The 10,223-nt window shown below is 67.0% G+C and carries 9 protein-coding genes; 4 read left to right on the forward strand and 5 right to left on the reverse strand.

Annotated elements, in window-relative coordinates:
* Positions 1-97 precede the first annotated feature (97 nt).
* Positions 98-1,366 carry an amino acid deaminase gene (locus tag HBJ55_RS22100; RefSeq protein WP_167120432.1) on the reverse strand — a complete coding sequence of 423 codons (1,269 nt, stop codon included), beginning with the start codon at positions 1,364-1,366 and terminating at the stop codon, positions 98-100.
* A gap of 109 nt (positions 1,367-1,475) precedes the next feature.
* Between HBJ55_RS22100 and HBJ55_RS22105 the strand changes: the two genes are divergently transcribed.
* From HBJ55_RS22105 to HBJ55_RS22120, 4 genes are all read left to right on the forward strand, one after another.
* A complete protein-coding gene (locus HBJ55_RS22105) occupies positions 1,476-2,339 on the forward strand; it encodes an SIS domain-containing protein (protein ID WP_167120434.1) in 864 nt (287 codons plus the stop codon).
* A gap of 1 nt (position 2,340) precedes the next feature.
* On the forward strand, positions 2,341-3,837 hold the full coding sequence (locus HBJ55_RS22110; protein ID WP_167120437.1) for an N-acyl-D-amino-acid deacylase family protein: 1,497 nt from the start codon (positions 2,341-2,343) through the stop codon (positions 3,835-3,837).
* Positions 3,837-4,229, forward strand: a complete 393-nt coding sequence (locus HBJ55_RS22115) for a RidA family protein (protein ID WP_104205460.1) — start codon at positions 3,837-3,839, stop codon at positions 4,227-4,229. The genes HBJ55_RS22110 and HBJ55_RS22115 overlap by 1 nt, the downstream gene beginning before the upstream one ends.
* 142 nt (positions 4,230-4,371) lie before the next feature.
* Positions 4,372-5,871: a sodium:solute symporter family protein gene (locus HBJ55_RS22120; protein WP_167120440.1), complete on the forward strand. Its 1,500-nt coding sequence runs from the start codon at positions 4,372-4,374 to the stop codon at positions 5,869-5,871.
* Between the two features lie 69 nt (positions 5,872-5,940).
* On the opposite strand, the gene uxuA is transcribed toward HBJ55_RS22120, so the two are convergent.
* From uxuA to HBJ55_RS22140, 4 genes are all read right to left on the reverse strand, one after another.
* On the reverse strand, positions 5,941-7,119 hold the full coding sequence (gene uxuA / locus HBJ55_RS22125) for a mannonate dehydratase (RefSeq protein WP_167120442.1): 1,179 nt from the start codon (positions 7,117-7,119) through the stop codon (positions 5,941-5,943).
* A gap of 11 nt (positions 7,120-7,130) precedes the next feature.
* Positions 7,131-8,603, reverse strand: a complete 1,473-nt coding sequence (locus HBJ55_RS22130) for a mannitol dehydrogenase family protein (protein ID WP_167120445.1) — start codon at positions 8,601-8,603, stop codon at positions 7,131-7,133.
* Positions 8,600-9,883, reverse strand: coding sequence for a TRAP transporter large permease (locus HBJ55_RS22135; protein ID WP_167120448.1), 1,284 nt, complete (start codon positions 9,881-9,883; stop codon positions 8,600-8,602). Before HBJ55_RS22135 ends, HBJ55_RS22130 begins: the two co-directional genes overlap by 4 nt.
* The coding region (locus HBJ55_RS22140; protein ID WP_167120451.1) for a TRAP transporter small permease at positions 9,883-10,223 on the reverse strand (341 nt) is incomplete at its 5' end. The genes HBJ55_RS22140 and HBJ55_RS22135, both read right to left, overlap by 1 nt.

The following is a 10,223-nucleotide window of genomic DNA, read 5'->3' on the forward strand; positions in this document are numbered from 1 at the left end:
CTGCTGCCCGAGGCGCTGCGTGACGGCAACCCCTGGGGTGTGTCACGGTTGGTCGATGGCAAACGCGAGGCATGAGAAGCGCAGCGCCCCAGGGCGGCTAGAAGCAGGTTGCCAGGCTGTCCTGGACCTCCAGTGCCTCGTTCACCAGCAGCAGGTGACGCCACTTGTCGAAGGTGAGGCATGGATGGGAGGCGCCGAAGGCGACGATGTCGCCCACGGCGACATCGTCGGCGGCGTCCGGCAGGTACACGAAGGTGTGCTGGTCCATCAGCTTGGCCACCTGCCACCCCGCAACGGAAAGCGTTGCGTCCGGCACGCCCCCTTCGCGGTAGCGACGCAGGGGCACCGGCAACTGGTCGTGGCCGATGTCGCGCTTGCCCAGGGCGACGATCGCCAGGCCCGGCTCGGGCAGCGACTGCACCTGGGCGAAGACTTCCAGCGCCGGTTCGAGCCCGTGCTGCAGATCGGGGCGCCGCCTCAGTACATCGCGCTGAGCCTCGCGGTAGAGGCCGTGGTCGTGCACCACGTAGCAGCCCGGGCGCAGCACCGGCACGAAGCGATCATCCAGCGAGGCGGCATGGAACGCCTCGGCAATCAGGTCGTACCAGGCCGAACCGGAAGCCGTGACGATGGGCGCCGCCACGTCGAAGCGCCCTGCCGCATCCAGCGCCAGTGCAGTCTCGACCAAGCGCTGGGCGTAGGCGCTCACCGCGGCGGCGGGGTCCTCGCCATGCACCACGCCTTCGTAGCCCTCCAAGCCGGCAAGGATCAGCGCCGGTTCGGCCGCAATGGCCTCGGCCAGTTCCTCTACAGCTTTCTGGTTGCGACAGCCGCAACGCCCTCCCGGTACGCCCAGCTCGACCAGCACCGCCAGGCGCAGGCTGCGCTCGGCGAAGAAGCGTCCCAGCTGGCGCACGTTCTCGACCCCATCCACTACGCAGTAGAACTCGGCGCCGGCTGCGATCAGCTCCGCCACCATGGCCATGTTGGCCTGCCCCACCAGTTGGTTGGCCATCAGCAAACGCCGCACGCCATGGGTGAAGGCGGCGCGACACTGGGGTGCCGTGGCCAGGGTAATCCCCCACGCTCCCGCCTCGAGCTGACGCCGGAACAGGGCCGGCGTCATGGTGGTCTTGCCGTGCGGCGCCAGGCGAGCGCCATGCGCCTCGGCAAAGCGCTGCATCCACGCCAGGTTGTGCGCCAGCGGCGCCTCATGGATCACGGCGGCCGGCAGACTGACCCCGCTCAACAGGTCGGGCCTCAACTCGACGGTGCCCTTGTCGACGCGTCCCTTCTCGATGCCTCCTTTTTCGATGCCAGCCCAATCATCGGATCCCTGCGCAATGCTGCTCCCCGCTTCCTGCATGGTTACCTCCCCTCGATTCGCACCGCGTGATAGTTATTTTCACACTAACTTGACTATTGGTTAGAAACTAACATATTTTTCAAGCAAGGCAAGACACAGGAGCCCTTCGGTGAGCCAAGAGATCGACATCCTCTCCCGCATTACGGCGGACTTCGCCAGCCTGCGCGACGCTGAAAAGAAAGTCGCCGAGCTGATCTTCGCCGATATCGACTTCGTCACCGAGGCCAGCATCAGCGAGATCGCCGCCCGGGCCGGCGTGAGCGATGCCAGCGTGACACGCTTCGCCCGCGCCGCGGGTTGCAACAACGTGCGCGACCTCAAGACCCGCCTGACCCGCTCGCTGGCCGCGGGCCGGCGCTTCATCCAGGAGTCGGCCCCGGAGGACGGACCCGCCGCGGTCTACGAGATCGCCACCCAGACCCTGGCGGTGAACCGCGACCTGATGGCCCAGGCCGACGTGGCCGGCGCCGTGGATCGGCTCGACGCCGCCCGCCAGATCCTCGTCTTCGGTGCAGGCGGCGGCTCCAGCATGCTGGCGCAGGAGATGCAGTTCCGGCTGGTACGCCTCGGCTATGCGATCTGCGCCTATCCGCAGGCGCTGTTGCCACGCATGGTGGCCTCGACCCTCGACCCCGCTGACGTGGTGGTGGTGCTCTCGGTGACCGGCCATACGCCGGAGATGGTCGAATCGGCACGCATCGCCCGCCAGTACGGCGCCCAGGTCGTGGCAATCACCGCGCAGGGTTCGCCCCTGGCGGAGAATGCCGACGTGACGCTGCCGGTGGCGTCCCGCGAGACCGATTTCATCTATCACCCTTCGGCGTCGCGTTACGCCATGCTCGCCGCCATCGACGTATTGGCCCTGGAACTCGCCCTGCGCCATCGCGAACGCTCCCGCGACAAGCTGCGCCGTTTGAAACTCACCCTGGACGCCCACCGCGGCGGCGACAATCGCCAGCCGCTGGGAGACTGACATGCACTACGATCTGCTGATCCGCAACGCTCAGGTCGTCGACGGTACCGGCGCCGCCCCCTTTCGGGCCGACGTAGCCGTACGCGGCGACCGCATTGCCGCCCTGGGCGACCTGGGCGATATCACAACCACGGCCAGTGCGGCTGACGAGATCGACGCCGACGGTCTTTATCTGGCACCGGGCTTCATCGACGTGCACACCCATGACGATACCAACGTGATCCGCACCCCCGAGATGCTGCCCAAGCTCTCCCAGGGCGTGACCACGGTGGTGGTGGGCAATTGCGGCATCAGCGCGAGCCCGGTGACTCTCGCGGGCGAGGTGCCCGACCCCATGAACCTGCTGGGCCAGGCCGAGGATTTCCGCTATGCGAGCTTCGCCGCCTATGCCGAGGCGGTGGAGGCGGCGACCCCCAGCGTCAACGTCGCCGCCCTGGTGGGCCATACCAGCCTGCGCAGCCAGGTGATGGACGACTTCGCCCGCCCCGCCAGCGACGCGGAAATCGCCGGGATGGAGCGTCTGCTTTGCCAGGCGCTCGGCGAAGGCGCCCTGGGGCTGAGCTCGGGTCTCGCCTACCGCAACGCCTTCCATGCGCCCACGGCGGAGATGGAACCGCTGGTGGCCGCGGTGGGCCGGGCCGGCGGCGTCTATACCACGCATCTGCGCGACGAGTTCGCCGGACTGTTCGGCGCCATGGACGAAGCCTTCGCCACGGCTCGCCACGGCCGGGTGCCGCTGGTGATCTCGCATCTGAAGTGTGCCGGTGCCGGCAATTGGGGAGGTGCACCGCATGCCCTGGAAAAGCTCGAACGTGCGGCGCGCCGCCAGGTCGCGCATTGCGACTGCTACCCCTACACGGCGGGCTCCTCGACTCTCGATCTGGGTCAGGTCACCGACGAGATCGAGATCGTCATCACCTGGTCCGAGCCGCATCCCGAACAGGCCCGCCGGCCACTCGCCGACATCGCTGCCGATTGGGACGTGTCGCTGCTGGACGCGGCGCGGCGCCTGCAGCCGGCCGGGGCGGTCTACCACAACATGAGCGAGGACGACATGCGCCGGGTGCTGGCCCACCCGCTGTCGATGGTCGGTTCCGACGGCCTGCCCAACGACCCGCATCCGCACCCGCGGCTGTGGGGGGCCTTTCCCCGCGTGCTGGCACGCTACAGCCGCGACCTGGGCCTGCTGCCCCTGGCCGAGGCGGTGCGCAAGATGACCGGCCTGTCGGCCGCCAACTTCGGCCTCGACGATCGTGGCGTGATCCGCACCGGGGCCTTTGCCGACCTGACCCTGTTCGACCTCGGCTCCCTCGCCGATAGCGCCGACTATGACACACCTATCGCCCCGGCACGGGGGATCGAGATGGTCATGGTCAACGGTGTCATCGGCTATCGCCAAGGCGCGGCCACCGGCGAGCGTGCCGGGCGCATGCTGCACCGTACGAGGCGCATCACCGATGCGCCTTCCCGACCCATTCACTCCATGGAGAACTTGTAATGAGCATTACCCGATACGGCGTCGAAGGCGGCGTCGGTACCGGCGGACAGAAGCTGCCGTTCGCCCGCGCCGTGGAGGCCGGCGGCTGGCTCTACGTCTCCGGCCAGACGCCGATGCGAGACGGCGAGGTGGTCGAGGGCGGCATCGTCGAACAGACCCGGCTCGCCTTCGACAACTGCCTGACGATCATGCGCGAGGCCGGTTACGGCGTGGAAGACGTGGTGCACGTCACGGCGGTGCTCACCGACGCGCGCTACTTCTCTTCGTTCAACAAGGTGTTCCGCGACGTGTTCGGCGACAACCCGCCGGCGCGCATCTGCAGCGTCCAGGACCTGGTGGTGGACTGCAAGGTGGAGGTGGACGTCAAGTGCTTCCGGCGTGACCGGACGTAAGAAAGGGGGTGCCGTGCCCCGGCAAGGGCACGACACCGGATCGTCGGCGGGGCCTCACAAGACAAGACCGGCCCGCCGGCAATCGTGACATTGCTTACACCGGCCGCGGCAACGGCCGGGCAAACAACGACAAGAGGCTACCATGAACAGTCAAATATTCCTTGCCACCTTTCTGGTGTACGTCGTCGCCATGATCGGCTTCGGCTGGTGGATCTCCCGCCACAAGCGCGGCAGCGGCGACGACTTCCTGCTGGGCGGGCGCAGCGTACCGCTGTTCCTCACCATCGGCACCACCGTGGCCACCATGGTCGGCACCGGTTCGAGCATGGGAGCAGTGGGCTTCGGCTACGCCAACGGCTGGGCCGGAGCGCTGTACGGTATCGGCGGCGCCACTGGCGTGCTGCTGTTGGCACTGCTGTTCGCCCCGGTGCGCCAGCTGAGATTCATGACCATGAGCGAGGAGCTCGCCTATTACGTGGGTGCCAACCGCCTGGTGCGCAACCTGGTGGCAGTACTGATCTATGTCGCCTGCATCGGCTGGCTGGGCGCCCATATCCTGGGCGGCGGGCTCTACCTCTCCTGGATGGCGGGCATCGACCTCAACACCGCACGCGTCCTGGTGGCGCTGGGCTTCGGCATTTACTGCGTGATCGGCGGCTACTTCGCCGTGGTGTGGACCGATACCGTGCAGGCGGTCATCCTGTTCGCCGGTTTCCTGCTGATGGCCGTGCTCGCCCTGGTCGAGGTCGGTGGCTTCTCGGGGCTGACCGCCGGAATGGATGCGGGCGCGGCCAGCTTCCTCGGCATCGGGGCGATCGGCGGCCTGCCGGCACTGTCGCTGGCGGCGGTGATCGCCATCGGCGTGCTTGCCACCCCCTCGTTCCGCCAGCGCATCTACTCCGGCGAGTCGGTCTCCTCGGTGCGCCGCTCCTTCGTGATTACCGGCGTGCTCTACCTGGGCTTCTCGATCATCCCGGCGATCATCGGCATGGCCACCCACGCCCTCAATCCCGGCCTCGACAACAGCAACTACGCCTTCCCCTTCCTCGCCACCGAAGTGCTGCCCCTGGGGCTTGGTCTGCTGCTGCTGGTGGCGGGGCTCTCGGCGACCATGTCCAGTGCCAGCTCGGACGCCATCGCCGGGGTCTCCACGCTGATGCGTGACATCTACGTGCTGGCCACCGGCCGGGCACCCTCCGCCCGCAACGTGGTGCGCTTCTCGCGCATCGCCCTGGTCGCCACCATCGGCCTGGCGCTGGCGTTCGCCCTGACCTCGGACAACGTGATCACCTATATCACTCGCATGATCGCCACCATCATGGCCGGGCTCTTCGTCTGCGCCCTGCTGGGCCGCTTCTGGCCGCGCTACAACTGGCAGGGTGCGGTAGCCACCCTGGCCAGCGCCTCGGCGACCTCATTGACGATCATCGCCAACGCCGACTGGAGCGCCTACTGGGGCAATCCCAGCCTGCCGGCGGTATCGGTGGCACTCGTGGTCGGGGTGGCGGTCAGTCTGCTCACGCCGGCTTCCCGAGTGACGCCCGAACAGGCCCTGGCAGTACTCAACGAAGAGCGTCGGCGCATGGAGCAGGTTCCCGATGCAGCATTGTCGGCAGGTCAGGTCGCCGCACCCGGCCAGTAGAACGCTCCGCCACATGACAAGGCCCACCGGCTGCTGCTCGGTGGGCCTTGTCGTTTCACCCGGTAGGCTTCAGCTCGTCAACCACCGCACCGCCAGCTCCACGCCGCGCAGCTCGGCGAGCCCTTTCATGCGCCCGTAGAGCGGATAGCCCGGGCGGGTGTCGCGGTCCTGGTCGTCGAGGATATGGTGACCGTGGTCCGGCCGCAGCGGCAGGCGCGGCCCACCTTCACCTTCGCGGCGACGCTCCTCCTCCACCAGCGCCTGGATCACCGCCACCATGTCGACGTCGCCGTCGAGGTGAGGCGCCTCATGAAAGCTGCGGGGGTCGGGCGTCTCGCGCCGGGTCGAGCGCAGATGGACGAAGTAGATGCGCGGCCCGAAGCGCCGCGCCATGGCGGCCAGGTCGATGTCGTCGCGCACGCCATAGGAGCCGGTGCACAGGGTCAGGCCGTTGGCCGGGCTGGGCACGGCATCGAGCAGCCACTGAGCATCCTCGGGGGTGGAAACCACTCGCGGCAGGCCGAGCAGCGGGCGCGGTGGGTCGTCGGGATGGATCGCCATGCGCACGCCCACCTCCTCGGCTACCGGGATCACCGCCCGCAGGAAAACCCCCAGATGCTCACGCAGCCGCTCGGCGTCGATCTCGGCGTACTGCGCCAGCACGTCGCGAAACCGCTCGAGCGTGTAGTGCTCCTCGGCTCCCGGCAGGCCGGCAATCAGCGTATCGACCAGCCTGTCGCGCCCGGCCGGGTCCAGTCCCTCGAGATAGGTCCTGGCGGCGGCCTTCTCATCCTCGCCGTACTCCGCTTCGGCGCCGGGGCGCTGGAGCAGGTAGAGGTCAAAGGCGGCGAAGGCCGTCTGGTCGAAGCGCAGCGCCAGGGCTCCGTCCGGCAGCCGCCAGGCCAGGTCGGTGCGGGTCCAGTCGAGTACCGGCATGAAGTTGTAGCAGACGGTGTCGATGCCGCAGGCCGCCAGGTTGCGCAGGGTCTGGCAATAGGTGTCGATCAGCGCATCGCGCTCAGCCAGGCCCTGCTTGATCGCCTCGTGCACCGGCACGCTCTCCACCACCGACCAGGAGAGGCCCGCGGCCTCGATCGTCGCCTTGCGCTCGCCGATGGCCTCGACCGACCAGACCCGGTCGTTGGGCACGTCATGCAGCGCCGTGACGATGCCGGTGGCACCGGTCTGGCGAATCTCGTCGAGGGTGATCGGGTCGCTGGGGCCGAACCAGCGCCAGGTATGTTCCATGGAAATCTCCTTCAGCTGCGACTCAAGGTAGCCAGCACCCCGTCGAGCCCCTCCGAGGCAAGCCGACGATAGAACGCCACCACGGCTTCGGCGAACTCGGCCCGCCTCGCCAACGCCGAAGGGAACACGGCGTCGAGTTCGAGAAAAGCCGGCACCAGTGCCCCGACATCCTCACCGTGGGCCTCGTGCAACAGCTTGAACGTCGTTGCCATGGGGTCGTCGACGGGGTAAGCGTTGCCGTGCAGATCGACTCCCAAGGTATAGCGGATCCACGCCGCCACGCCGAGTGCCGTGCAAGGCACATCGGCCCCCGCCTCGAGCCGCGCCAGGGCACCGTGCAGCCAGCGCTGGGGCAGCTTCTGCGAGCCATCCATGGCGATCTGCTGCAGGCGATGGCGCAGGCTGTCGTTGGCGAAGCGATAGAGCAGCTGCTCGGCGTAACCTTCGAGGTCGGTGCCAGCCGGCATCTCCAGGGTCGGTGCCGCCTCCTCGAGCATGTAGCGATGCAGCAGCGCCACCAGGTCATCGCGGCTCACGGCGTCGAACACCGTCTCGATATCGTCCAGCGCGCCCAGGTAGGCGAGCAGTGAATGACTGCCGTTGAGCATGCGTAGCTTCATGGTCTCGAACGGCGCCACGTCGGCGACCATCTCCACGCCCTCGTCTTCCCAGGCCGGCCGGCCGAGGGGAAAATCGTCCTCCACCACCCATTGCGAGAACGCCTCACCGACCACCGCATTGGGATCGTCGATACCCAGCTCGGCAAGGCGCGCAGAATCGGTCTCGGTCATCGCCGGCACGATACGGTCGACCATGCTGCAGGGAAACGCCACCTCGCGCTCGATCCAGGCGGCCAGCTCGGTATTACCACAGGCGGCCAACTCGACCACGGCGGTACGGGTGCGCTTGCCGTTGTCCGGCATGTTGTCGCAGGAGAGCACGGTGAACGGCGGCAGTCCCGCCTCGCGGCGGCGCGCCAGCGCCTCGACCAGAATGCCCGGCGCCGTACGCGGCGCTTGCGGCTGGTCGATGTCGTGGGCGATCAGCGGATCGTCACGTAGCAATTTCCCTTCGGCGGGATTCAGAAAATATCCTTTCTCGGTCACCGTCAGGGTGACGAGGCGCGTCTCGCGCGACACCAGCCGAGCCAGCAAGGCATCGAGATCGAGGCCCCACTGGCCGCCTGCATCGCGACCGCTGAACAGGGTTTCCTCTATCACCCCGATCTCGCGCAGGGTGACGTGATCACGGTCGGCGTACTCGGCAACATGGTAGTGGTAGTCGGCGTCGCGCAGCGCATCGACCAGCGCCACGCCGCCGCGCAGGTTGGCGCTGCTCACGCCCCAGGTTCCATCACCGCTGCGCTGGCGATAACGCTCCAGGTAGACCGCCTGGTGGGCGCGATGGAAAGCGCCGAGCCCCAGGTGAACGATGCCTATATGCCCGGTAGGCTCGGCGGCGGGTATGCGTGTCACGTCCTTCATCTTGCCCCCATCAACAGGTCGGGAAGCCATAGCGAAATGGCCGGTACGTAGGCCACCAGCAGCAGTACGGCGATATTGCAGATCAGGAAGGGCACGATGGCCCGCGCCACGGTCAGCATGGGTAGCTTGCCGATCCCGGCGACGACGAACAGGCACACACCCACCGGCGGGGTGGTCAACCCGATCATCAGGTTGAGCACCGCCATGACGGCAAAGTGCACCGGATCCATGCCCACGCCGGTGGCCACGCCGAGCAGCGCCGGGAACAGGATGATCAGCGCGGCGATGGTCTCCATGAAGGCACCGACGAACAGCAGGATCAGGTTGAGGATCAGGATGACGGCGATGGGGTTGTCGCTGATGGTCAGGATCAACCCGGCGATCATCTGGGGGATCTGCTCGCTGGTCAGAATCCAGCCGAAGAGATTGGCCAGTCCCACCATCAGCAATAGCGCCGCGGAGGTGAAGACGGTATCGGTGAGAATGGCCGGCAGCTTGCGCCAGGTCAGCCCCTTGTAGACATACATGCCGACCACCAGCGCGTAGAGGCTGGCGACGATGGAAGCCTCTGTGGGCGTGAAGAAACCGCCGATGATGCCGTAGAGGATGATCGCCGTCATCAGCAGCGCCCAGAAGGCGGTGCGCCCTTCGCGCAGCAGCTCCAGGAAGGTGGCACGCTCACCCTTGGGATAACCGCGCCGCACGGCGAGGATATAGACCGTCACCATCATCGCCAGGCCCAGCAGCAGGCCGGGGATGGCGCCGGCGAGGAACATGCGGCCCACAGAGACCCCGGACAGCGAGCCGACGATGATCATCGGCACGCTGGGCGGGATGATCGGACCGATGGTCGACGAGGCGGCGGTGACGGCAGCGGCGAACGGCTTGTCGTAGCCGGAGCGCGCCATGCCGGGGATCATCACCGAGCCGATGCTCGCCGAATCGGCCACGGCAGTGCCCGAGATGCCGCCGAAGAGCATCGAGCCACCGACGTTGGCCAGGCCGAGCCCACCGCGGATATGACCCAGCAGCGCATTGGAGAAGCGCACGATATGTTCGGTGATGTTACCGACGTTCATCAGGTTGCCGGCCAGCACGAAACCAGGAATGCACAGCAGCACGAAGGTGTCGATGCCGGCGTAGAGGCGCTGCGGCACGATGGTCAGCGAGATGCCTTCCAGCAACAGGTAGATCAGCGAAGCGATACCCAGCGCGAAAGCGATGGGCATGCCGATCAGCAGCAGGATCAGGAAGGCGCTGAACAGAATGATCACTTCCATCACGGCTTCTCCGATACGGTGCGCTCAGGCGAACGAAAGCTGGCGACGAGCCCCTCCAGAAAGCCGATGACACCGTAGACCAGCAACAGTGCGAACATCACCACCGTGGAGAAGAAGATGTAGAGCATGGGGACCTTCAGCGTGGGAGAAGTCTGCCAGGTGCCGTTCTGGGCGTACTGCCAGGCGTAGGGCAGTACCACAGCGGCGAAGCCGGCGATCAGCAGGCAGATCAGCGCCTGGTAGGCGGCCCGTGAGCGGGGCCCCAGGATGTGGTGGAAAAGCTCCACGCTGACGTGGCGATGCCGACGTAGCACTACACCGACCGACAGGGCCACCATGT

Origin of the sequence: Billgrantia bachuensis, from assembly GCF_011742165.1 — a bacterium.
GTDB lineage: Bacteria > Pseudomonadota > Gammaproteobacteria > Pseudomonadales > Halomonadaceae > Halomonas > Halomonas bachuensis.